Source organism: Pseudomonas sp. Emmai, from assembly GCF_055179735.1.
In genome coordinates, this window is the sequence record NZ_CM143685.1 from 6,192,860 (window position 1) to 6,216,281 (window position 23,422).

The following is a 23,422-nucleotide window of genomic DNA, read 5'->3' on the forward strand; positions in this document are numbered from 1 at the left end:
ACCATGCAATTGATCTGGCTGCGCAGCGACTTGCGACTACACGACAACACCGCCCTCTCGGCCGCCGCAGCCCGCGGCCCGAGTGTGGCGGTGTACCTGCTGAGCCCGGAGCAGTGGCGCGCGCATGACGACGCATCGTGCAAAGTGGATTTCTGGCTGCGTAACCTGGCCGAACTGCGCGATGCCCTGGGCAAGCTCAATATTCCCCTGCTGATCCGCAGCGCGCCGCACTGGGACGACGCGCCCAAGGTGCTGCTCCATTTGTGTCGGGAGTTAAAGGTTGACGCGGTGCACGTCAACGAGGAATACGGCATCAACGAAACCCGCCGTGATCAGGCTGTGGGCCAGGCTCTGAAGGCCGATGGCATCGACTTTTTCAGTTACCTCGATCAACTGCTGTTCACGCCAGGCACGGTGCTGACCAAGACCGGAACGTATTTCCAGGTATTCAGCCAGTTCCGCAAAGTCTGCTACGACCGCTTGCGCCACTCATTCCCCAAACTTGTGAGCGCCCCCGGCATTCAGGCGCCGTTGAGCATCGACAGCGATCAGGTCCCTTCCTGCATCGAAGGGTTCCCAACACCCGCCGAGCGCTTGATCAAGCTCTGGCCCGCCGGTGAAGTCGAAGCCCGACGTCGCCTCGACACCTTCGCCGATGCACAAATCGACTACTACAAGAGCGAACGCGATTTCCCGGCCAAGCCCGGCACCAGTCAGCTCTCAGCCTATCTGGCGGCCGGGGTGATTTCCCCACGCCAGTGTTTGCACGCGGCACTGCAAAGCAACCAAGGCGAGTTCGAAAGCGGCAAGGTTGGCGCCGTCACCTGGATCAACGAACTGCTGTGGCGTGAGTTCTACAAACACATCCTGGTGGGCTACCCACGGGTGTCCCGCCACCGCGCCTTTCGCCCGGAAACCGAAGCCCTGGCCTGGCGCGATGCCCCGGATGAACTGGCCGCGTGGAAAGAAGCCCGCACCGGCCTGCCGATCATCGACGCGGCCATGCGCCAACTGCTGGAAACCGGCTGGATGCACAACCGCCTGCGCATGGTGGTGGCGATGTTCCTGACCAAGAACCTGCTGATCGACTGGCGTGAGGGCGAGCGCTTTTTCATGCAGCACTTGATCGACGGCGATCTGGCGGCGAACAACGGCGGCTGGCAGTGGAGCTCGTCCACTGGCACCGATTCGGCGCCCTACTTCCGCATCTTCAACCCCCTGAGCCAATCGGAAAAATTCGATGCCGAAGGCGTGTTCATCAAGCATTGGCTGCCGGAACTGGCCGGGCTGAATAAAAAAGAAGTGCACAACCCGGCCAACGTTGGCGGTTTGTTTGGCGTCGCCGATTATCCATCGCCCATCGTCAACCTGAGTACTTCACGCCAACGCGCACTGACGGCGTTCAAGAACCTGCCGTCGCGGCAGGCGGCTGGAGGTGGCTATGAGTGAATTCTTGCAACGCTTTGCCCGGCAATTTGCGGACCTGGACAAGGACAACCTGCAACGCCTCAATCAGCTCTACACCCACGACGTGCAATTCACCGATCCGCTGCACGAAGTGCAGGGCCTGGTGCAACTGCGCAGTTACTTTGAAGAGCTCTACGCCAATGTCAGCGAACTGCATTTCGACTTTCACGGCTTCGACCAGATCAGCGAAGGCGAGGGTTACTTGCGCTGGGTCATGAGCTACCGCCATCCGCGCCTGGCCGGTGGCCAGTTGATTCGGGTCGACGGCTGCTCGCACCTGCTCTGGCACGACAAGGTTTATCGCCACCGGGATTATTTCGATGCCGGGGCACTGCTTTATGAACACCTACCTGTATTGGGCCGGGCGATTGCCTGGCTGAAAAGGAGAATGGGATGAGCCTTACGCCTCCACGTCGATACTGGTTGACGGGCGCCAGCAGCGGTATTGGTGCCGCGCTGGCCGAGGAAATATTGAAAACCGGGGCGCACCTGGCGGTCAGTGCCCGCTCGCTGGTGCCGCTCAAAATCCTTTCCCAGCGTTATCCGGGACAAGTATTGGTGGTCGCCGGGGACCTGACCAATAGCCAGACGGTACGTGAAATCGGCGAGCGGATCGCCGAGGACTGGGGCTCGCTGGACACGGTGATCCTCAACGCCGGTACCTGCGAATACGTGGATGCCAAGCAATTCGATGCGTCGATTGTCGAGCATGTGGTGCGCACCAATCTGCTCGCCAGCAGCTATTGCATCGAAGCCGCCTTGCCGTTGCTGCGCAAGGGCACCGCGCCGCATCTGGTGGGCGTTGCCAGTTCGGTGACCTACCTGCCCTTGCCACGGGCCGAAGCCTATGGCGCCTCGAAGGCCGGGTTGCGTTATCTGTTCGAATCCTTGCGCATCGACCTGGCGCCAGAAGGTATTGAAGTCACCGTGGTCAGCCCAGGGTTTGTCGACACGCCGCTGACCGAGAAGAACGACTTTCCGATGCCGCTCAGCTGGCCTGTGGATAAAGCGGCGCGGCATATCTTCGCCAAGCTCAAGAATCGGCCACTGGAAATTGCCTTCCCGGCGTTGTTCATGGCGGCCTTGTGGCCCCTGTCGAAAATGCCGGCGCGGGTGAAACTGGCGATCGGCAAGCGCATGGTGCGCAGCAACCCGCCGATCAAGGATCAGCCGTGAACATCGCCATTATCGGCAGCGGTATCTCGGGCCTGACCAGCGCCTACCTGCTCAATCGCAGCCACGAGATCACCCTGTTCGAAGCCGGCGACTGGATCGGTGGGCATACCCACACGATCGAGGTGACCGTCGACGGCCAGCGTTACGCCGTGGACACCGGGTTCATTGTGTTCAACGACTGGACCTACCCGAACTTCATCCGCCTGCTGGGGCAACTCGGCGTGGGGTTCAAACCCACCGAGATGAGTTTCTCGGTCACCGACCCGGATTCGGGTCTTGAGTACAACGGCAATAACTTCAACAGCCTGTTCGCTCAGCGGCGCAACCTGCTGTCGCCGGGGTTCTGGGGCATGTTGCGCGACATCCTGCGCTTCAACAAAGAGGCCCTGCGCGATCTCGACGAACACCGGATCGCCGCCGACACCACCCTCGATCAGTACCTGAAGGCCGGCGGCTACGGCGAGCGCTTTATCCTGCATTACATCGTGCCGATGGGCGCGGCGATCTGGTCGATGTCCATGGCCGACATGCTCGGTTTCCCGTTGCAGTTCTTTGTGCGGTTCTTCAAGCACCACGGTTTGTTGTCCGTCGGCAATCGTCCGCAATGGTGCGTGATCGAGGGGGGTTCCAGCGCCTACATCGCGCCGCTGACCGCCTCCTTTAAAGACAAAATTCGCCTCAACTGCCCAGTGACCCGCGTCGAACGCGAGGCCGACGGTGTGGTTATCCACAGCCCCGCCGGCAGCGAGCGCTTCGACAAAGTGGTGTTCGCCTGCCACAGCGATCAGGCGTTGCAACTGCTGGCCGAGCCGAGCGCTGCTGAACAGTCGATCCTCGGCGCCCTGCCCTACGCCGACAACGAAATCGTGCTGCACACCGATACACACCTGCTGCCCAAGCAAAAGCTCGCCTGGGCCAGTTGGAATTACCGGCTCGGGGCCGCCGGGCACACGCGGGCCACCGTCACCTATGACATGAACATCCTGCAAGGGATCCAGAGCGACACCACGTTCTGCGTCAGCCTCAACCAGAGCGCCGGCATCAGCCCGTTCAAAGTGCTCGCCAAATACACCTATGCCCACCCGCAATTCAGCCTCAAGGCCGTGGCCGCGCAAGGACGCTGGGAAGAGTTGAACGGCGCGCAGCACACGTATTATTGCGGCGCCTACTGGGCCAACGGCTTTCACGAAGACGGGGTGGTCAGTGCCTTGCGCGTGGCCCGATCGTTGGGTGAAACCTTGTGAACAGCGCCCTCTACAGCGGCTGGATCGCCCATCGGCGGTTTGCTCCAAGAGCCCATCAATTCCGCTATCGGATCGGCCTGCTGTACCTGGACCTCGACGAACAGGAGGCCGTGCTCGGTTTGTCGCCGTTGTCGGGCGATAGCCGCTTCGCGCCTTTTTCGTTCCGCGAAAGCGACTACCTGAAAGCCTTCACCGGCACCGGCCAGCGTTTGATCGACGCGGTACGCCAGCAGGTCGGCCAGGTGCTCGGCCATGAGCCCCAAGGCGCGATCTGCCTGCTGACCCAGCCCCGCAGTTGGGGCCTGGCGTTCAACCCGGTGAGTTTTTTCTATTGTCACGAAGCCGATGGCCAACTGGCGGCGATTCTCTGCGAAGTCACCAACACCCCGTGGCGCGAGCGTTATCACTACGTGCTGCCAGCCCGAGCCGTCGAAGGGCTACAGAGTCAGCATCAGCATTTCGCCGTGGCCAAGGCGTTTCATGTCTCGCCGTTTCTGCCGCGGGATCTGGAATACCGCATGAGCTTCAGCCCTGCCGCGCAAAAGCTCGGCGTGCACATGGCGGACTGGCAAGGCGAACTGAAACTGTTCGACGCCACGCTCAACCTGCAACGTGAATCGCTGGACCGCTACAGCCTGCACCGTTACTTGCGGCGCTTTCCGTGGATGACCGCGAAAACCTGCCTGGCGATCTATTGGCAGGCCGTGCGCCTGTTGCTCAAACGTACACCGATTTTTGCTCATCAGGCTGCCGATGGCAGCGTCCAGACCGCCATCGATATCCCACAGGATCGCCGCCATGAAATCCTCTAGCGTTACGGCCAAAGCCAACCTGCTCAGCACCAACGGCTGGTCCGGCTCGCTGCTGCGTCGCGGTGTCCTGCGGCAACTGGCGCACCTTAAGCACGGGCAATTGGTGGTGATCGAGGACGGCGAACGGCACGTCTTCGGCACGCCCGGCGGCCATCTGCTGGGCGAGATTCATGTCCTGGATGCGGCGGTCTGGGGGCTGGTGGCGAGCAACGGTTCGATTGGTGCCGGTGAAGCGTTCATCCACGGTTACTGGACCTCGCCGGACCTGACGGCGGTGGTCCGGGTGTTCGTCAGTAATCTTGAGGTGCTGGATGCACTGGAAGGTGGCCTGGCCAAACTCGGCCGACCTTTCGTGCAGGGCCTGCACTGGCTCAACCGCAATACGCGCAAGGGTTCGCAGAAAAATATCGCGGCTCATTACGACCTGGGCAACGACCTGTTCGAACAGTTTCTCGACCCGACGATGATGTATTCGGCGGCGCAATTCCTCAGCCCCGACGACACCCTGGAACAGGCGCAGTTAAACAAGCTCGAACGGATTTGTCAGAAACTCGACCTCAAGCCGAGCGATCACTTGCTGGAAATCGGCACCGGTTGGGGCAGCATGGCGCTCTACGCCGCGCAGCATTACGGCTGCAAAGTCACCACCACCACACTGTCAAAAGAACAGTACGCCTTCACCGCACAACGGATCGAAGCCCTGGGTTTGCAAGACCAGGTCACTTTGCTGCTGTCGGATTACCGCGACCTCACCGGTCAGTACGACAAACTGGTTTCCATCGAGATGATCGAAGCCGTCGGCCATCGCTTCCTGCCGACCTATTTCAAGCAATGCGCGCACCTGCTCAAGAGCAACGGCTTGATGCTGTTGCAGGCGATCACCATCCGCGAGCAGCGCTACGAACAGGCCAGGAACAGCGTCGACTTTATCCAGCGCTACATCTTCCCCGGCGGTGCGTTGCCCTGCGTGCAGAAGATGCTGGAGATCGTCAGCCGCGACACCGACATGAACCTGCTGCACATGGAGGACTTCGGCCTGCACTACGCCCGGACCCTGCGCCTGTGGCATGAGAATTTTCGCCACGCCCACGGCCGCTTGAGCGAATTGGGCTACGACGATGCGTTCCTGCGGTTATGGGAGTTTTACCTGTGCTACTGCGAGGGCGGCTTCCTGGAGCGCACCATCGGCACCGCACAATTGCTGCTGGCCAAACCGGCTGCGATGCCGGCGCCCCTGCTCGGCCGATTCGATGCTTGAACGTCTGGCCAATGCCGCGCTGTTTCAACTCGGCTGGTTCGCCTGCGTGGTGGGCGGCAACAGTCTGTGGCTGTTGGTGGCATTGGCGGTACTGGTGATTCATCTGCTGTGGATAAGTCGTTGGGGCGATGAAGGCCGATTGATCCTCAGCGTGGTGTTATTGGGCACCACGGTAGACAGTTCATTGCGCTGGCTGGGCGTGTTCGATTTCACCGACGTCGCACCATTGATTCCGCTGTGGCTGATGCTGTTGTGGGCGCTGCTGGCGACCACCTTGCGCCACTGCCTGCTGTGGAGCGCCAATCCGTGGTGGCTGGCCAGCGTGTTGGGCGCGGTCGGCGGACCGTTGTCGTATTACGCCGGCAGCCAACTGGCGGGGGTGCAGTTTCCCTACGGCCAACTGCCCACGCTGCTGGGCATCGGACTGCTCTGGGCGCTGCTGTTTCCGACGCTGCACTTCATGGCCCAGCGGCTGGCGGCGGAAGACCGCGACTGAGCGTCCGTCAGGCCTTTCACACAGCGACGGCCCACTGCCTTACACTGCGCCCCATGAAAACCATCCCCCACACGCAAATCGCCGAACCGGCGGTCACTTGCTCGACGTGCTCGGCCTGCTGCTGCCAGCTCGAAGTCATGCTGATCACCGAAACCGGCGTGCCCGAACGTTTTATCGATACCGATGACTGGGGCGGGGAAGTCATGTTGCGTCTGGATGACGGCTGGTGCGCGGCGCTGGATCGCAACACGATGATGTGCACCATCTACGAAAAACGCCCGCTGATTTGTCGCGAGTTCGAGACGGGGTCGCCGGAGTGCATGGAAGAGCGGCAGGGGATTGTGTCGGTTTACCGGTAAAACTGCATCGACTGAAATTACGCCTTCGCGGGCAAGCCTCGCTCCTACAGGTTCGTGTCATACGCAATATCGCGAACGACGCAAAACCTGTAGGAGCGAGCGGGCGGCGATCCGACTTGCCCGCGAAGCTTTTGACCTTACAACGGCATCGTGTAGTGCAAGGAGTAACTCTCTACACCATCGTTGTTGCTGCTGATCCCGGCATTGGAATAGTGCGTCGCCCGAATCCCGACTTCATGTCCGCCGGCAAAGCGCAGGCCGAAGCCGAAACGGTCTTCGAATTGAAAGGCCTGGCCAATGTTGTTGTCTTCCAGCCGGGTATTGGAGAACAACGCGACACCGATCCCCGCCTCCACATACGGCTTGACGGTTTGCCCGGCAAACTCGTAGACAAATACAGGCGCGAAGGAAACGCTGCTGGTGCTGGAGGTCTTGTCGCCGTCCCAATAGGTATAAGCGCCACTCCAGTAACCGGTCACTCGACCGACGTCACTTTGCAGCCAGCTCTTGTCCCAGTCCAATTGCATGCCCAACCGGTAGGTCATGGTCGAATCGCTGGTCTGACCGACCCCGAACTCCACGCCCGCCGCCTGTGCGGTCAAACTTTGCCCCATCAACGCGGCCGCAATCGCAGCCAAACAGAATAGTCGCTTCATTAGAAACATCCTTTTCCGAACGATTTCGTATGGTTTCTTTTTTGTTGCTCACAGACAGAGCTATAGAAGTCGACGCTTAATCAGAAGTTCACCCCAATTACTCGCATGCCCCGGCTTTTTTTCTAGTCCTTGAAGCTTTGCACAATGCCAGCCGAATTCCACAATACCGGCAGGATATTTCTGAAATGCTCCGGATCGGCACTCGTCCAGAATTGCGCGGCGCGAACGGGCCCCTCAGCGAGCAATTCGCGCTCGGCCAACAGACGTTGCAGTTGCCGCGCCACCGCGGCGCCCGTGTCGATCAGGCTGATAGTCTCTGGGATCATCTGCCTAAGCATCGGCTTTAGAAAGGGGTAATGCGTGCAGCCGAGGATTATCGTGTCGGCGCCTGCCGCCAGCAGTGGTTCGACGTAGCCCTGGAGCAGTTGGCGCAGGGTCGCGCTGTGCAAATCGCCGCTTTCAATCAGCTCCACCAGCCCGGGACAAGGCTGGGTGATCACCCGCACATCCGTGGCAAAGCGGTCGAGCAACGCGGCGAACTTGGCACTCTGCAAGGTGCCGGTGGTGGCAAGGACGCCGACCACGCCACTGCGGGTGGCCGCGGCGGCGGGCTTAACCGCCGGCTCCATGCCGACAATGGGCCACTCGGGATAATCGCGACGCAGATTGGCCACGCCAGCGACGGTGGCGGTGTTGCAAGCCAGCACCAACGCCTTGGCGCCCTGCTGCTGGAAAAAACCGGCGATGGCGCTGCAGCGTTGCTGGATGAATTCCGGGGTTTTCTCGCCATAGGGGATATTCCCGCAATCGGCGACGTACAGCAGCGACTCGTTGGGCAGCAAACGCTGGATCTCGGCCAGCACCGAAAGCCCACCGACGCCGGAGTCGAACACGCCAATCGGCGCTTCACGCATGGGCCGTACCACAGACGCTGCAACCCGGATCACGCTTGACCCGCAACTCGCGAAAGCGCGTGCCCAAGGCGTCGATCAACAACAAGCGCCCTACCAGCGGCTCGCCGAAACCGGCCAGCAACTTCAGGGCTTCGAGGGCTTGCAAGCTACCGACCAGGCCCACCAGCGGGCCGATCACCCCGGCTTCGCTGCACGTCAATTCGGCTTCGCTGCCGTGCCCGTATAAACAGTGGTAGCACGGACTTTCCGGGCGACGCGGATCAAACACCGACAACTGCCCTTCCAGGCGAATTGCCGCGCCGCTGACCAAGGGTTTGCGCGCAATCACGCACGCGGCGTTGACCGCCTCGCGGGTGGAGAAATTGTCGGAACAGTCCAGCACCAGATCCACTGCAGCAACCGCTGCGGCCAGGGAATCTTCATCCAGCGCCGCACGATGGGCGACCAGATGAATCTCGGGATTGATTGCGCTCAATCGGCGAATCGCCGAATCGACCTTGCTCACGCCGACGCTGTCGGTGTCGTGAATGATCTGGCGTTGCAGGTTGGTCAGGTCGACCGTGTCGAAGTCCGCCAGATGCAACTCACCGACACCGGCCGCCGCCAGGTACAACGCCACCGGCGAGCCAAGGCCGCCGAGGCCGACGATCAGCACACGGCTTTGTTTCAGCCGTAATTGGCCGTCGATGTCGACGTGTTGCAACAAAATCTGTCGGCTGTAGCGCAACAACTCCTGATCATTCAGCACGGCAGGCGCCCCAGGCTGATGCGTTCGTGACCGCCCAGATCGGTGCGGCTGTGGACGTGTTCAAAACCGCGGGTCAGCAGCAAATCGCGCACCGCGTCGGCTTGGTCGTAACCGTGTTCAAGCATCAACCAGCCGCCGGCGTCGAGGTAGTCCGGGGACTGGGCGACGATCAAACGCAGATCGTCGAGCCCGTCGACACCGGCGACCAGAGCACTGGCCGGCTCGAAACGCACATCGCCTTCCACCAGATGCGGATCGGCCGAGGCAATGTACGGCGGGTTGCTGATGATCAGTTGAAAACGCTGGCCTTCCAGAGCGCTGAACCAATGGCTGCTCAGCACCGTGGCGTTGTTCAGGTGCAGACGCTGGCGATTGCGCTCGGCCAATGCCACGGCTTCGATCACGCGATCCACGGCGGTGACGTGCCACGCTGGCCGTTCGCTGGCCAGGGCCAACGCAATGGCGCCGCTGCCGGTGCCGAGGTCGAGGACCTTGGCCGGTGTCGCGGGCAACAGGTCCAGCGCGGTTTCCACCAGCAATTCGGTGTCCGGGCGCGGGATCAGCGTGTGTGGCGCGACTTCCAGGTCAAGCTTCCAGAAACCCTGCTGGCCGAGGATGTACGCCACCGGCTCACCGCCACGACGGCGCTGCAAATAGCTGGCAAAGGTCAGCGCCGCTTCGCTCGGCACGATGCGCTCGGGCCAGGTGTGCAGGAAGCTGCGGGACTTGCCCAATGCCGCCGCCAGCAACAGTTCGGCATCCAGGCGCGCCGTCGGCGAGTCGGGTAGGTCTGCTGCACGCAATAAACTGGCAATGATCGTCATTTATTCACCTATCGCCGCCAATTGGTCGGCCTGGTATTCGGCCAACAACGGCTCGATCACTGCATCGACGCCGCCGGCGAGGATTTCGTCGAGGGAATACAGCGTCAGGTTGACCCGGTGGTCGGTGACCCGGCCCTGGGCAAAGTTGTAGGTGCGGATGCGCTCGGAGCGATCACCCGACCCCACCAGCAGTTTACGCTCGCTGGCGATGGCATTCGCCGCGGCGGTGGTCTGCTGGTCGTTGAGCTTGGCCGACAGCCAGGACATCGCCCGGGCGCGGTTCTTGTGCTGGGAACGTTCTTCCTGGCACTCCACGACAATACCGGTGGGCAAGTGGGTGATGCGAATCGCCGAGTCGGTCTTGTTGACGTGCTGGCCGCCAGCGCCCGAGGACTTGTAAGTGTCGATGCGCAGGTCGGACGGGTTGATCTCGATCGCTTCCTGCTCGTCCGGCTCGGGCAACACCGCCACGGTGCAGGCCGAGGTGTGGATGCGGCCCTGGGATTCGGTGGCCGGCACCCGTTGCACGCGGTGGGCGCCGGATTCGAATTTCAGCTTGCCGTAGACGCTGTCGCCTTCGACCCGGGCGATGACTTCCTTGAAGCCGCCGTGCTCGCCGATGTTCTCCGAGAGGATCTCCACCCGCCAGCCACGCCGCTCGGCGTACCGCGAGTACATGCGGAACAGGTCGCCGGAGAAAATCGCCGCCTCGTCGCCGCCGGTGCCGGCGCGGATTTCGAGGAACACGTTGCGCCCGTCATTCGGGTCCTTGGGCAGCAACATGCGTTGCAGCCGGCCTTCGATTTCGATCAGTTGCTCTTTGGCTTCGCGCACTTCTTCCACGGCCATTTCGCGCATGTCCGGGTCGCTGTCCTTGAGCAGTGCCTGGGCGCCTTCGAGGTCGCCTTGCACTTTGAGCAGCTGTTTATAGGTTTCGACAATCGGTTCGACTTCCGCGTATTCCTTGGAATAGGCGCGGAATTTGGTCTGGTCGGAAATGACTTCGCCATCGCCAAGCAGAGCGGTCAATTCCTCGAAACGGTCCTGGAGGATGTCCAGCTTATTGAGCAGTGACGCTTTCATTGCGGTCTTTTATCCGAGCTATCCGACGAGCCCTCACCGAGGGCAAAGAGTTCCTGGGCCATGGCCAACGCATCGAGGCGGCCTTCGGCAGTCAACTTTTTCAACTGCACGCTAGGCGCGTGCAGCAATTTATTAGTCAGGCCGCGCGCCAGTTGCACCAGCACGTCTTCGGCGCTGCTGCCGTTGGCCAGCATGCGCTGGGCCTTTTGCAATTCTTCGTCACGCATGCGCTCGCTTTGCTGACGATAGGCCTTGAGCACATCCACCGCCGCCAGTTCGCGCAGGCGCACCATGAAGTCGTCGGCGCCGATCGCCACCATCTCTTCCGCCGCCTGGGCAGCGCCTTGGCGGCTCTTGAGGTTTTCGGCGACCACTTCGTGCAGATCGTCGACGCTATACAGGTAGACGTCGTCCAGCTCGCCGACTTCAGGCTCGATGTCCCGAGGGACGGCGATGTCCACCATGAAGATCGGCTTGTGCTTGCGCAGCTTCAGCGCGCTTTCCACCGCACCTTTACCCAGAATCGGCAATTGGCTGGCGGTGGAACTGATGACGATGTCGCTGCGCACCAGCTCGGCCGGGATGTCCGACAGCAGCACCGCGTGGGCGCCGAACTGTTCGGCGAGGATGCTCGCGCGTTCCAGCGTGCGGTTGGCGACGACGATGCGCTTCACGCCCAATTCGTGCAGATGGCGGGCGACCAGGGTGATGGTCTCGCCGGCGCCGATCAGCAAGGCCTGGCTGCGTTGCAAGTCGCTGAAAATCTGCTTGGCCAGGCTGACCGCGGCAAACGCCACGGACACCGGGTTTTCACCGATGGCGGTGTCGGTGCGCACTTGCTTGGCGGCGTTGAACGTCGCCTGGAACAGCCTGCCGAGCAGCGGACCGATGGTGCCCGCCTCACGCGCCACGGCGTAGGCCGATTTCATCTGGCCAAGAATCTGCGGTTCGCCCAACACCAGGGAGTCGAGCCCGGAGGCGACCCGCATCATGTGACGAACTGCCGCATCATCCTCGTGCACATAAGCGCTCGCGCGCAGCTCATCGAGGCTCAAATGGTGATAATCGGCCAGCCAGCGCAGGATGATGTCCGCCGAAAGGTGGTCCTGCTCTATATAAAGCTCACTGCGATTGCAGGTGGAAAGGATCGCAGCTTCGCGGCTGTCGGTGAGTCGGCAGAGCTGTTGCAAGGCCTCCACCAACTGCTCAGGGGTAAAGGCCACGCGCTCGCGGACGTCTACTGAAGCAGTCTTGTGGTTAATACCGAGTGCAAGAAAGGCCATTCAAGGTCGCTGATAGTGACGTGAAGCCGGCAATTGTCCTACTTCGACACTGACAGAACAACTACCGCCGACTATTGTCCCAATCACTTGCCTCTATAAAGGCATCAATTGAGACTCGGTTATGTTTGGCCGAAGGCTTGTGTCATGATGATCCGACCGCAGGTTAGTCGTCCTTCTCCTATATGAATAGATCTTCCGCGTTGCTCCTCGCTTTTGTCTTCCTCAGCGGCTGCCAGGCTATGGCGCCCGTTTCGTCGGACGGCACGCCGCCGACTGAAGACAGCACTCCGGCCCCTGAAAAGCCCAAGGTCTACAGCTCCTTCAGTGAAGAAACCATCTTCAGTCTGTTGAGTGCCGAACTGGCTGGCCAACGCAATCGTTTCGACATTGCGCTGGACAACTACGTGACCCAGGCCATCAACACTCAGGATCCGGGCATCTCCGAACGGGCCTTCCGCATCGCCGAATACCTGGGCGCCGATCAGGCGGCCCTGGATACCGCGCTGATCTGGGCGAGAAACGCCCCGGACGACCTCGAAGCTCAACGGGCCGCCGCCGTGCAACTGGCGCGTGCCGGGCGTTACGACGACTCCATGGTCTATATGGAGAAAGTCCTGCTGGGCAAGGGCGATACGCATTTCGACTTTCTCGCCCTGTCTGCGGCTGACACCGACCAGGACACGCGCAATGGTCTGATGAAAAGTTTTGACCGTTTGTTGCAGCGCCATCCGAAGAACAGCCAGCTGATTTTCGGCAAGGCGTTGTTGATGCAACAGGACGGCGACTCGAAAGGCGCGCTGACCCTGCTCGAAGACAATCCGCCGGACGCCGGCGAAATCGCCCCGATCCTGCTGCGCGCGCGCCTGCTGCAAACGCTCAACCGTGGCGATGAAGCCCAGCCGCTGCTGCAAAAAAGCATCAAGAAATACCCGGACGACAAACGCCTGCGCCTGACTTACGCGCGGATGTTGGTCGAGCAGGACCGCATGGACGACGCCAAGGTCGAGTTCTCCAGCCTGGTTCAGCAGTACCCGGAAGACGACGAATTGCGTTACTCCCTGGCGCTCGTGTGCCTGGAAGCCAAGGCCTGGGACGAGGCCAAGGGTTACCTGGAAGACTTGATCGCCCGGGAAAGCCACGTGGATTCGGCGCACCTGAACCTCGGCCGTATCGCTGAAGAGCGCAACGACCCGCAAGGCGCATTGATCGAGTACGCCCAGGTTGGCCCCGGCAACGATTACCTGCCGGCGCAATTGCGTCAGGCCGATATCCTGATGAACAACGGCAAGACCGCCGAAGCCCAGAGCAAACTGGTGGCCGAGCGCGACGCCCAACCCGATTACGCGATTCAGTTGTACCTGATCGAAGCCGAAACCCTGTCGGCCAACAACCAGGGCGACAAAGCCTGGGGTGTGCTGCACAAAGCCTTGCTGCAATACCCGGACGACCTGAATTTGCTCTACACCCGGGCCATGCTCGCGGAAAAACGCAATGACCTGGCGCAGATGGAAAAAGACTTGCGCCTGATCATCAAGCGCGACCCGGACAATGCCATGGCGCTGAACGCCCTCGGCTACACCCTGTCCGACCGCACCACCCGTTATGAAGAAGCCAAGGCCCTGATCGAACACGCGCACCAGCTCAATCCGGAAGACCCGGCGGTCCTCGACAGCCTCGGCTGGGTGAATTTCCGCCTGGGCAATCTCGATGAAGCCGAGCGTTTGCTGCGCCAGGCTCTGGAGCGCTTCCCCGATCAAGAAGTCGCGGCGCACCTGGGCGAAGTCCTGTGGGCCAACGGCAAACAGCGGGAAGCCAAGCAAATCTGGGGCAAGTTCCTCAAGGACCAACCCGACAGCCCTACCCTGCGCGGCACCATCAAGCGCCTGACCGGATCAGAGACTCTTTAAGATTATGTTTTTGCGCCACGTTATCGTCTTCAGCTTCATCGCCCTGCTCGCCGGTTGCGCCGGTTTCGGTGCCCGTGAATCGGTCCAGGGCCAGGGTAATCCGGCCCAGTGGAACACCTACAAACAGCAGATGACTGCCCTCGACGGCTGGCAGATTAACGGCAAGATCGGCATTCGCGCCCCCAAGGATTCGGGCAGCGGCACGCTGTTCTGGCTGCAGCGACAGGATTACTACGACATCCGCCTCTCCGGCCCCCTGGGTCGCGGCGCTGCTCGCTTGACCGGCCGCCCGGGCAAAGTGTCGCTGGAAGTCGCCAATCAGGGCCGCTACGACGCTACGACGCCTGAAGCCCTGCTGGAAGAACAGCTGGGCTGGAAACTGCCGGTGTCCAATCTGGCCTGGTGGGTTCGCGGACTCCCGGCCCCGGACAGCAAGAGTCGCCTGACCCTGGACGCCGACAGCCGCCTGGCCAACCTTGAACAGGATGGCTGGCAGGTCGAATACCTGAGCTACGCCGAACAAAACGGCTATTGGCTGCCCGAGCGGATCAAACTGCACGGCACCGACCTTGATGTCACGCTGGTGATCAAGGAATGGCAACCACGCAAACTGGGGCAGTGAACATGACTGCTGCGCGCTTGACGCTGCCCTCGCCGGCCAAACTCAATCTGATGCTGCACATTCTCGGGCGCCGTGAAGACGGCTATCACGAGTTGCAGACGATTTTTCAGTTTCTCGATTACGGTGATGAAATCACCTTCGCCGTACGCGACGACGGTGTGATTCGTTTGCACACCGAATTCGACGGCGTGCCTCACGACAGCAATCTGATTGTGCGTGCCGCGAAAAAACTTCAGGCGCAATCCGGTTGTGCACTTGGCATCGATATCTGGATCGAAAAAATCCTGCCCATGGGTGGCGGCATCGGTGGCGGCAGTTCAAATGCCGCGACCACGTTGCTCGGCCTCAATCACCTGTGGCAGCTGGGTTGGGATGAAGATCGACTGGCTGTGCTGGGCCTGACACTGGGCGCTGACGTCCCGGTTTTCGTGCGAGGTCACGCGGCTTTTGCCGAGGGTGTCGGGGAGAAACTGACCCCTGTAGACCCCGAAGAACCGTGGTATCTGGTGCTCGTGCCGCAAGTATCTGTAAGTACAGCAGAAATTTTTTCAGATCCTTTGTTGACACGTAACTCTTCTCCCATTAAAGTGCGCCCCGTTCCCAAGGGAAACAGTCGAAATGACTGCTTGCCAGTAGTAGCAAGGCGTTATCCAGAGGTACGTAACGCGTTGAATTTGTTAGGTAAATTTACCGAAGCAAAACTCACTGGCACTGGAAGTTGTGTGTTTGGGGGCTTCCCAAGCAAAGCTGAAGCTGATAAAGTCTCGGCCCTTCTTACAGAGACCCTTACAGGGTTTGTAGCAAAGGGAAGCAACGTTTCGATGTTGCATCGCAAGCTGCAAAATCTGCTTTAAAGGAATCGATTACTGGGTAATCGTTGCAACAGATACAGGGGCGTCGCCAAGCGGTAAGGCAGCAGGTTTTGATCCTGCCATGCGTTGGTTCGAATCCAGCCGCCCCTGCCATTTTCCTATACTCATCCAGGTTACCCTCAGCCTTCAGGTACTGCGCGTGTCCAAGATGATGGTCTTTACGGGGAACGCTAACCCCGATCTGGCTCGGCGTGTTGTACGTCAGCTGCATATCCCTCTCGGTGACATCTCTGTCGGTAAGTTCTCCGACGGTGAAATTACTGCCGAGATCAATGAAAACGTCCGCGGTAAAGATGTCTTCATTATTCAGCCGACTTGCGCTCCGACCAACGATAACCTGATGGAACTGGTAGTGATGGCTGATGCCTTCCGCCGCTCCTCGGCTACTCGTATCACTGCTGTTATTCCTTACTTTGGTTATGCCCGTCAGGATCGCCGTCCGCGTTCCGCACGTGTGGCTATCAGCGCGAAAGTCGTTGCTGACATGCTTACCGTAGTCGGCATCGATCGTGTGCTCACGGTTGATCTGCATGCTGACCAAATCCAGGGTTTCTTCGATATTCCGGTAGATAACATCTACGGCTCCCCAGTATTGGTGGATGACATTGAAGATCAGCGCTTCGAAAACCTGATGATCGTGTCCCCGGACATTGGTGGCGTCGTGCGTGCACGTGCTGTTGCCAAATCCCTGGGCGTGGATCTCGGGATCATCGACAAACGCCGTGAGAAAGCCAATCACTCTGAAGTGATGCATATCATCGGTGATGTCGAAGGGCGTACCTGTATTCTGGTCGATGACATGGTCGATACCGCCGGCACTCTGTGCCACGCGGCCAAGGCCCTGAAAGAGCATGGCGCTGCCAAGGTTTTCGCCTACTGCACACACCCTGTGCTGTCCGGTCGGGCGATCGAAAACATCGAAAATTCCATGCTGGACGAACTGGTGGTGACTAACACCATCCCGTTGTCCGCTGCTGCTCAAGCCTGCTCGCGTATCCGTCAACTGGATATCGCGCCGGTAGTTGCCGAGGCGGTCCGCCGCATCAGCAATGAAGAATCGATCAGCGCGATGTTCCGTTAAGGGCCCTGCCCTTCTCGAATGTCTCGTTGACGAAAAGCGCCCCGCCCCGGCATTCCTGTCGGGGCGGGGCTTTTTTGCCCATATCGCCTTTAGCGCTGGTCGCAACCGCTGGGGCGAATGTGGTTATTTTGGAGATACAACATGAACGATTTTACTCTGAATGCTGAAGTGCGTTCCGACCTGGGGAAAGGTGCGAGCCGCCGCCTGCGTCGTCTCGCAAGCCTGGTACCAGCTGTAGTTTACGGTGGCGAAAAAGCCCCTGAATCCATCAGCATGCTGGCTAAAGAAGTTGCCAAACTGCTCGAAAACGAAGCGGCTTACAGCCACATCATCGAGCTGAACGTTGGCGGCAAAAAGCAAAACGTCATCATCAAAGCCCTGCAGCGCCACCCGGCTAAAGGCCACGTGCTGCACGCTGACTTCGTACGCGTAGTCGCTGGCCAGAAACTGACCGCTGTTGTGCCTGTACACTTTGTTGGTGAAGAAGCCCCGATCAAGAAAGGCGGCGAAGTTTCGCACGTTGTTGCTGAAATCGAAGTGACCTGCCTGCCGAAAGATCTGCCTGAGTTCATCGAAGTCGATCTGACTGACGCTGAAATCGGTTCGATCATTCACTTGTCCGACCTCAAAGCCCCTAAAGGCGTTGAGTTTGTTGCTCTGGCACACGGTGATGACAAGGCTGTTGCCAACGTCCACGCTCCACGTGTTGCTCCAGAAGCTACCGAAGAAGGCGCAGCAGAGTAATTCACTCTGTGAAGCCGGAGTGATCAAGTAACATCGCGGACTGGAACGTAGCGAGAAAGCGGGCGAGAACGCGGAGTTTACATAATGGTAAATGAGCACTTGTCGTCCACTTTCGCCGCACTCCCGGATTGCGGCGATGTTATCCACCACTCCAAGGAAGGGCCCCTATCGTGACTGCCATCAAACTGATCGTTGGCCTGGGAAATCCAGGCGCTGAATACGAACAGACCCGGCATAACGCAGGGGCCCTTTTTGTTGAGCGCATCGCGAACGCGCAAGGTGTGAACCTTGTGGCCGATCGCAAATATTTCGGCCTGACCGGGCGCTATTCGCACCAGGGTCAGGATGTTCGTCTGCTGATTCCCACCACGTACATGAACCGCAGCGGCCAAGCCGTGGCGGCACTCGCCGGTTTCTTTCGCATCACGCCTGAAGAAATCCTCGTGGCGCATGACGAACTCGACTTGCCTCCGGGCGTCGCCAAGCTCAAGCAGGGCGGCGGCCATGGCGGTCACAACGGGTTGCGCGACATCATCGCGCAACTGGGCAATCAGAATACCTTTCACCGCTTGCGGCTTGGCATTGGCCACCCGGGCGTTGCCAGTATGGTTTCAAATTTCGTCCTGGGTCGTGCGCCACGCGCCGAACAGGAAAAACTCGATGCCAGCATCGACTTTGCCCTCGGCGTGCTGCCGGATATCCTCGCCGGGGAATGGAACCGCGCGATGAAAAACCTGCACAGCCAGAAGGCCTGACTCACTCCTCGGGGAAAACACCATGGGATTCAATTGCGGCATCGTCGGCCTGCCTAACGTCGGCAAGTCCACCCTATTCAACGCCCTGACCAAATCCGGGATCGCGGCCGAGAACTTCCCCTTCTGCACCATCGAGCCGAACACCGGTATCGTGCCGATGCCGGATCCGCGCCTGGAAGCCCTGGCGGCCATCGTTAGCCCCAAGCGCATCCTGCCGACCACCATGGAATTCGTCGACATCGCAGGCCTGGTGGCCGGCGCGTCGAAAGGTGAAGGCCTGGGTAACAAGTTCCTGGCCAACATCCGTGAAACCGATGCCATCGCCCACGTGGTCCGCTGCTTCGAAGACGAGAACGTGATTCACGTCTCCAACAGCGTCGACCCGAAACGCGACATCGAGATCATCGACCTGGAACTGATCTTCGCCGACCTCGACAGCTGCGAGAAGCAACTGCAGAAAGTCGCGCGCAACGCCAAGGGTGGCGACAAGGACGCGGTGGTCCAGAAAGGCCTGCTGGAACAATTGATCGCTCACTTCACCCTCGGCAAGCCTGCGCGCACCTTGATGAAGACCATGAACGCCGACGACAAAGCGGTGATTCGCGGTTTCCACCTGCTGACCACCAAGCCGGTCATGTACATCGCCAACGTCGCTGAAGACGGTTTCGAGAACAACCCGCTGCTGGACATCGTCAAGGCCATCGCCGAAGAAGAAGGCGCCATGGTGGTTCCGGTCTGCAACAAGATCGAAGCCGAAATCGCCGAGCTGGACGACGGTGAAGAGAAAGACATGTTCCTCGAAGCCCTGGGCCTCGAAGAGCCTGGCCTGAACCGCGTGATCCGCGCCGGCTACGAAATGCTGCACCTGCAGACCTACTTCACCGCCGGTGTCGAAGAAGTCCGCGCCTGGACCGTCCGCGTCGGTGCCACCGCACCCCAGGCCGCCGGCGTAATCCACACCGACTTCGAAAAAGGCTTCATCCGCGCCGAAGTCATCGCCTACGACGACTTCATCCAGTACAAGGGCGAAGCCGGCACCAAAGAAGCCGGGAAATGGCGTCTGGAAGGCAAGGACTACATCGTGAAAGACGGCGACGTGATGCACTTCCGTTTCAACGTGTAAAAACCGCTACGCAACAAAAAGCCGCGTTTGATACGCGGCTTTTTTGTGCCTGGAATCCGGGCAACACCACCAAACCTGTAGGAGCGAGGCTTGCCCGCGAAGGCGTCATCACTGACGCTAAAAGCTTCGCGGGCAAGCCTTGCTCCTACGGGTCCGCGTATTGTCAGGCCTTTTTGGTGCGCGGCAAGAAGATCGCCAACACCCCAAACAACGGCAGGAACGAACACAGGAAGTACACGTATTCAATCCCGTGGACATCCGCCAGATGCCCCAGCAACGCCGCGCCAATCCCGCCAAAACCGAACATCAGGCCGAAGAACACCCCGGCAATCATCCCGACATTGCCCGGCACCAATTCCTGCGCGTACACCACGATCGCGGAAAACGCCGAGGCCAGGATGAAGCCGATGACCACGCTGAGGATGCTGGTCCAGAACAGGTCAACATGGGGCAGGATCAAGGTGAACGGCGCCACGCCGAGGATCGAGAACCAGATCACGGCCTTACGCCCGATCTTGTCGCCAATCGGCCCACCGAAGAAGGTCCCCGCCGCCACCGCGCCCAGGAACAAAAACAAGTGCAGCTGCGAACTGGCCACCGATAGGTCGAACTTCTCGATCAGGTAGAAGGTGAAGTAACTGGTGAAACTGGCCATGTAGAAATACTTGGAGAACACCAGCAAGCCCAGGACCACCAGCGCGCCGATCACTCGGTTTTTCGACAAGCCGTGAGTCGCGGCCTGACCCTGCTTGAGCTTGAACAGGTTCAAGTGATTGGCGTACCAGCGGCTGATGCGATAGAGCACGAACAGCGCAAACACCGCGAACAACCCGAACCACGCAACGTGGCCCTGACCGTAAGGAATGATGATCGCCGCCGCCAGCAACGGACCGAACGCCGAACCGGCGTTACCACCGACCTGGAAGGTCGATTGCGCCAGGCCGAAACGCCCGCCCGAAGCCAGTCGCGCCACGCGAGAAGCTTCCGGGTGAAAGGTTGAAGAGCCGATGCCGATCAATCCCGCCGCCAGCAGGATCATCGGGAAGCTGCCCACCTGCGACATCATCAAAATGCCGATCAATGTGCAGACCGTCCCGGCCGGCAACAGCCACGGCTTGGGATGGCGATCCGTGTAGTAACCGACCCACGGCTGCAAGAGCGAGGCGGTCAACTGGAACGTCAGGGTGATCAGGCCGACCTGGGTAAACGTCAGGCCATAATTGGCCTTGAGCATCGGGTAAATCGACGGCAGCACCGACTGAATCAGGTCGTTGATCAAATGCGCCAGCGCCACCGCGCCGATGATGCGCATGACTAAGGGACTGCTTTGCGGCGTCGCGGATGCCGGCGTTGCGCCGGTCTGGGCATTGCTGATAGCCATGGGAATTTCCGTACTACAGATGGGTGCACACGGGCAGGTGCGCCAATGTGCCATTTTTCAGTGCAACAACGCTATCCCCTTAGCCTGCTAACGACCTCGACGTTCATCGAAGAGTGGGTGATAGCGCAACGCCATGGTCTGAATCTTGCCTTGTTTCTCCCCTTCAACGCGGCCCCCTTACAAAGGGGATCGAGAATGGGAAGTTTCGCTACAGAGTCGGCCTACAGAGCTGGCGAGGGTGAACTTTCGAGGCCTTTTAAAAGGGCACAAGTCGCGGTCGCAACGATCACGACGCACGCCAATGGTGCGTGGTGTCCAGAGGAGTCATGGGGCATGCAGGCTTTTTTATCACCGGGGATCGGGCTGCTGGGGCGTTTTGGCTTCGCGCGCAAATTTCAGCTGCTGTTTCTGCTGTTTATCCTGCCGTTGGGCGGCAGTCTGTGGATGATCGGTCAGGATTATCGGGACAAACTGCAGCTCATTTCCGGCGAACGTGCCGGGGTTCGTCAACTGCTGGCCCTGGATGCGCTGGATAACCTGCTCGCCGCCCAGCGTGACCGCGCCGCGCGCTGGCGCGCCACCGAAACCAATCGCCAGCCAACCCCCGCCACCATCGCCGCCATGGGCGCGTTCGACGCCGTGCAACCCGCCGTCGCCCAAGCCACCACGGACCTGGGCAACGCGCTGAAAACCGAAGGCGCCGAAGGTGAAACCCTGGCCCGCTATCAAGCCCTGCAAACCGCCCTCAATGGCCTGGACTCGAAAAGCCTCAGCGGCGTCGGCTGGTGGCCGGACGGTTACGATCGCTTCACCAACGCCTTGAGCGCCCTGCAAGCCTTGCGCGAACAGATCGCCATGGACAATCGCTTGACCCTGGCGCCCTGGCTGGAAACCTATTTGCTGACGCAGATCTCCACCCAACACGCGCCGGACCTGATTGAACGGGTCGGACGCCTTGCAGCGGTTGGCCAGGCGTCAGTGGTGTCCGGGCAGTTCACGCTGCAAAGCCGTCTGCAACTGCGGGACTTGCGCGGACGCATCGGTGATGCCCGCGAACAGCTTGTCAAAACGGCTAGCCTGCTGGAAGCCCGCCTGCCCAGCGCCCTGCAAACCTGGGCCGGGCAATACCATGACAGCCTCAAGCATCTCGATGGGACCTTGAAGGTCCTCGACGACGGTGTGTTCGGCGGCAGCATCAACCTCAAGCCGGACGACTTCGAACACAACCTCGACGCGCTGCTGACCGACCTCGCCTCCCTGCGCCAGCAATCCCTGGTGTCGCTGGATCAACGCCTGGATTACTACCACACCTCGGCCATTCGCCAGTTCATCCTGGTGGCGGCGATCTTTGGTTGCCTGCTGTTGGCCGCGCTGTACCTGTTCGTGTGCTTGCAGGCCTCGATCCGGCGCAGCGCCAGCGGTATCACCGTGCTGGCCGAAGCCTTGCGTGACGGCAACCTGAGCCTGCAAGTGCCGGTGCAAGGTCGCGACGAATTGGCGGCAATCAGCACCGCGCTGAACGTCGCGGTGGTGCAACTGCGCAACAGTTTGCTCGGGGTCGATCACGAGACTTTGCAGTTGAGCAACGCCGTGCGCACCCTCAACGATCATTCCAGCGGCGCCTTGGGCGAAGTCGAGGCTCAGCAAATCCAGATCAGCCAGATTGCCGCTGCTGCCACGCAACTGGCCGCCACCTCCCAAGGGGTCGCCCAGAGTTGCGAACAGGCGTCCGGCAGCGCCCAGCATACCCAGCGAATCGCCGCCGACAGCAGCCGCGACAGCCAACGCACCACGGCGAGCATTCAGCAGCTCAATCAGCGGCTCAACGACACGGCGGCAGCCTTGGGTCGGGTCAGTGAGCAGGGGCAGCAGATTCAATTGGTGGTCGACACCATTCGCGGCGTTGCCGAGCAGACCAACCTGCTGGCGCTCAACGCCGCCATCGAGGCGGCTCGCGCCGGAGAGCAAGGTCGCGGCTTTGCCGTGGTGGCCGATGAGGTACGCAGTCTGTCCCAGCGCACGCAATCGTCCACCGCGCAGATCGCCAGCACCGTCGACAGCCTGCGCAGCACGGTGAATGAAGCAGTGACCCTGATGGAAGCCGCTTGCGGCCAGGCTCAGACCGACGCTGAAGCCGTCACGGGCCTCGGCGCACGCCTGGGGGAAATCGCCAGCGCCGTGCAAAGCGTCACCGACACCCTGGCGCAAATCGCCACCGCTGTCGAAGAGCAAGCGAGCACCGCCGATGAGGTCAGCGGCAACATCCAGCAGGTCGATCAAGCAGCCGTCAGGTTGCTGGAAGGCGCGCGGGCCGTGAACCTTGCGGCAGATACCTTAAGCCAGGGCAGCAAGGCCTTGAGCGCGAATACCGGGAGATTTCAGCTCAGCTGACACCCTGCCCTGCCCCGGTTTTTCGGCTCAGGACGATAAGCGGTTGAAAGTGTAGAGAAATATTTTAGATTTGCGCTTGACGCATCTGCATTACCGGTGAATAATGCGCGCCACTTGGCTACATAGCTCAGTTGGTTAGAGCATAGCATTCATAATGCTGGGGTCCGGGGTTCAAGTCCCTGTGTAGCCACCAAGTACTAAAAACGGCTTACCGAAAGGTAGGCCG

23 protein-coding genes and 2 tRNA genes are annotated in these 23,422 nt (G+C 60.3%); 18 read left to right on the plus strand and 7 right to left on the minus strand.

Features of this window, described 5'->3' with window-relative positions; translation table 11 throughout:
- Window positions 1–3: 3 nt before the first annotated feature.
- The 8 genes from phrB to ACY4LX_RS28430 are packed head-to-tail and all read left to right on the plus strand — an operon-like array spanning window position 4 to window position 6,812.
- A complete protein-coding gene (gene phrB / locus ACY4LX_RS28395; protein WP_463258457.1) occupies window positions 4–1,449 on the plus strand; it encodes a deoxyribodipyrimidine photo-lyase in 1,446 nt (481 codons plus the stop codon).
- Window positions 1,442–1,864, plus strand: coding sequence for a nuclear transport factor 2 family protein (locus ACY4LX_RS28400; RefSeq protein WP_463258458.1), 423 nt, complete (start codon window positions 1,442–1,444; stop codon window positions 1,862–1,864). The genes phrB and ACY4LX_RS28400 overlap by 8 nt, the downstream gene beginning before the upstream one ends.
- Window positions 1,861–2,643, plus strand: coding sequence for an SDR family NAD(P)-dependent oxidoreductase (locus ACY4LX_RS28405; protein WP_463258459.1), 783 nt, complete (start codon window positions 1,861–1,863; stop codon window positions 2,641–2,643). Before ACY4LX_RS28400 ends, ACY4LX_RS28405 begins: the two co-directional genes overlap by 4 nt.
- Window positions 2,640–3,887 carry an NAD(P)/FAD-dependent oxidoreductase gene (locus ACY4LX_RS28410; RefSeq protein WP_149661134.1) on the plus strand — a complete coding sequence of 416 codons (1,248 nt, stop codon included), beginning with the start codon at window positions 2,640–2,642 and terminating at the stop codon, window positions 3,885–3,887. Before ACY4LX_RS28405 ends, ACY4LX_RS28410 begins: the two co-directional genes overlap by 4 nt.
- Entirely contained in the window at window positions 3,884–4,699 is an 816-nt protein-coding gene (locus ACY4LX_RS28415) for a DUF1365 domain-containing protein (RefSeq protein ID WP_149661135.1), read from the plus strand. Before ACY4LX_RS28410 ends, ACY4LX_RS28415 begins: the two co-directional genes overlap by 4 nt.
- Window positions 4,686–5,957 (plus strand): SAM-dependent methyltransferase, encoded by a 1,272-nt coding sequence (locus tag ACY4LX_RS28420; RefSeq protein ID WP_149661136.1) that lies wholly within the window; start codon window positions 4,686–4,688, stop codon window positions 5,955–5,957. The genes ACY4LX_RS28415 and ACY4LX_RS28420 overlap by 14 nt, the downstream gene beginning before the upstream one ends.
- A complete protein-coding gene (locus tag ACY4LX_RS28425) occupies window positions 5,950–6,453 on the plus strand; it encodes a DUF2878 domain-containing protein (RefSeq protein ID WP_149661137.1) in 504 nt (167 codons plus the stop codon). The genes ACY4LX_RS28420 and ACY4LX_RS28425 overlap by 8 nt, the downstream gene beginning before the upstream one ends.
- A gap of 53 nt (window positions 6,454–6,506) precedes the next feature.
- On the plus strand, window positions 6,507–6,812 hold the full coding sequence (locus tag ACY4LX_RS28430) for a YkgJ family cysteine cluster protein (RefSeq protein WP_149661138.1): 306 nt from the start codon (window positions 6,507–6,509) through the stop codon (window positions 6,810–6,812).
- Window positions 6,813–6,949: 137 nt separating this feature from the next.
- Here the strand turns inward: ACY4LX_RS28430 and ACY4LX_RS28435 are convergent, their stop codons facing one another.
- The 6 genes from ACY4LX_RS28435 to hemA all read right to left on the minus strand — a co-directional run bounded on the left by ACY4LX_RS28435 (window position 6,950) and on the right by hemA (window position 12,320).
- Window positions 6,950–7,468, minus strand: a complete 519-nt coding sequence (locus ACY4LX_RS28435) for an acyloxyacyl hydrolase (RefSeq protein WP_463258460.1) — start codon at window positions 7,466–7,468, stop codon at window positions 6,950–6,952.
- Between the two features lie 122 nt (window positions 7,469–7,590).
- A complete protein-coding gene (gene murI, locus ACY4LX_RS28440; protein ID WP_463258461.1) occupies window positions 7,591–8,382 on the minus strand; it encodes a glutamate racemase in 792 nt (263 codons plus the stop codon).
- Window positions 8,375–9,130: a molybdopterin-synthase adenylyltransferase MoeB gene (locus ACY4LX_RS28445; protein WP_463258462.1), complete on the minus strand. Its 756-nt coding sequence runs from the start codon at window positions 9,128–9,130 to the stop codon at window positions 8,375–8,377. Before ACY4LX_RS28445 ends, murI begins: the two co-directional genes overlap by 8 nt.
- A complete protein-coding gene (prmC, locus tag ACY4LX_RS28450; protein ID WP_149661142.1) occupies window positions 9,124–9,954 on the minus strand; it encodes a peptide chain release factor N(5)-glutamine methyltransferase in 831 nt (276 codons plus the stop codon). Before prmC ends, ACY4LX_RS28445 begins: the two co-directional genes overlap by 7 nt.
- Complete coding sequence (prfA, locus tag ACY4LX_RS28455) at window positions 9,955–11,037, minus strand: peptide chain release factor 1 (RefSeq protein ID WP_149661143.1); 1,083 nt, start codon at window positions 11,035–11,037, stop codon at window positions 9,955–9,957. It lies immediately after the preceding gene.
- Window positions 11,034–12,320, minus strand: coding sequence for a glutamyl-tRNA reductase (hemA, locus tag ACY4LX_RS28460; RefSeq protein WP_149661144.1), 1,287 nt, complete (start codon window positions 12,318–12,320; stop codon window positions 11,034–11,036). The genes prfA and hemA overlap by 4 nt, the downstream gene beginning before the upstream one ends.
- A 182-nt stretch (window positions 12,321–12,502) precedes the next feature.
- Between hemA and ACY4LX_RS28465 the strand changes: the two genes are divergently transcribed.
- The 8 genes from ACY4LX_RS28465 to ychF all read left to right on the plus strand — a co-directional run bounded on the left by ACY4LX_RS28465 (window position 12,503) and on the right by ychF (window position 19,424).
- Complete coding sequence (locus tag ACY4LX_RS28465) at window positions 12,503–14,227, plus strand: tetratricopeptide repeat protein (protein WP_463258463.1); 1,725 nt, start codon at window positions 12,503–12,505, stop codon at window positions 14,225–14,227.
- A gap of 4 nt (window positions 14,228–14,231) precedes the next feature.
- Window positions 14,232–14,849 carry a lipoprotein insertase outer membrane protein LolB gene (gene lolB / locus ACY4LX_RS28470; protein WP_463258464.1) on the plus strand — a complete coding sequence of 206 codons (618 nt, stop codon included), beginning with the start codon at window positions 14,232–14,234 and terminating at the stop codon, window positions 14,847–14,849.
- Between the two features lie 2 nt (window positions 14,850–14,851).
- Window positions 14,852–15,703, plus strand: coding sequence for a 4-(cytidine 5'-diphospho)-2-C-methyl-D-erythritol kinase (gene ispE / locus ACY4LX_RS28475; protein ID WP_149661179.1), 852 nt, complete (start codon window positions 14,852–14,854; stop codon window positions 15,701–15,703).
- Between the two features lie 36 nt (window positions 15,704–15,739).
- Window positions 15,740–15,814: transfer RNA gene (locus tag ACY4LX_RS28480), tRNA-Gln, on the plus strand.
- A gap of 46 nt (window positions 15,815–15,860) precedes the next feature.
- Window positions 15,861–16,802, plus strand: a complete 942-nt coding sequence (locus ACY4LX_RS28485) for a ribose-phosphate pyrophosphokinase (protein WP_003208392.1) — start codon at window positions 15,861–15,863, stop codon at window positions 16,800–16,802.
- A 141-nt stretch (window positions 16,803–16,943) separates the two neighbouring features.
- Window positions 16,944–17,546, plus strand: a complete 603-nt coding sequence (locus ACY4LX_RS28490) for a 50S ribosomal protein L25/general stress protein Ctc (protein ID WP_149661147.1) — start codon at window positions 16,944–16,946, stop codon at window positions 17,544–17,546.
- Between the two features lie 170 nt (window positions 17,547–17,716).
- Entirely contained in the window at window positions 17,717–18,301 is a 585-nt protein-coding gene (gene pth, locus ACY4LX_RS28495) for an aminoacyl-tRNA hydrolase (protein WP_008153430.1), read from the plus strand.
- A gap of 22 nt (window positions 18,302–18,323) precedes the next feature.
- Window positions 18,324–19,424 carry a redox-regulated ATPase YchF gene (gene ychF / locus ACY4LX_RS28500; RefSeq protein ID WP_463258465.1) on the plus strand — a complete coding sequence of 367 codons (1,101 nt, stop codon included), beginning with the start codon at window positions 18,324–18,326 and terminating at the stop codon, window positions 19,422–19,424.
- Between the two features lie 163 nt (window positions 19,425–19,587).
- Here the strand turns inward: ychF and ACY4LX_RS28505 are convergent, their stop codons facing one another.
- The gene (locus ACY4LX_RS28505) at window positions 19,588–20,805 is read right to left on the minus strand and encodes an MFS transporter (RefSeq protein WP_149661149.1); all 1,218 of its coding nucleotides are present in this window, start codon (window positions 20,803–20,805) and stop codon (window positions 19,588–19,590) included.
- A gap of 333 nt (window positions 20,806–21,138) precedes the next feature.
- On the opposite strand from ACY4LX_RS28505, the gene ACY4LX_RS28510 reads away from it, so the two are divergent.
- Together ACY4LX_RS28510 and ACY4LX_RS28515 are read left to right on the plus strand one after the other, a co-directional pair.
- Window positions 21,139–23,196, plus strand: a complete 2,058-nt coding sequence (locus tag ACY4LX_RS28510) for a methyl-accepting chemotaxis protein (protein ID WP_149661150.1) — start codon at window positions 21,139–21,141, stop codon at window positions 23,194–23,196.
- A 116-nt stretch (window positions 23,197–23,312) separates the two neighbouring features.
- Window positions 23,313–23,389 (plus strand) — tRNA-Met (locus ACY4LX_RS28515).
- The last annotated feature ends 33 nt before the right edge of the window (window positions 23,390–23,422 follow it).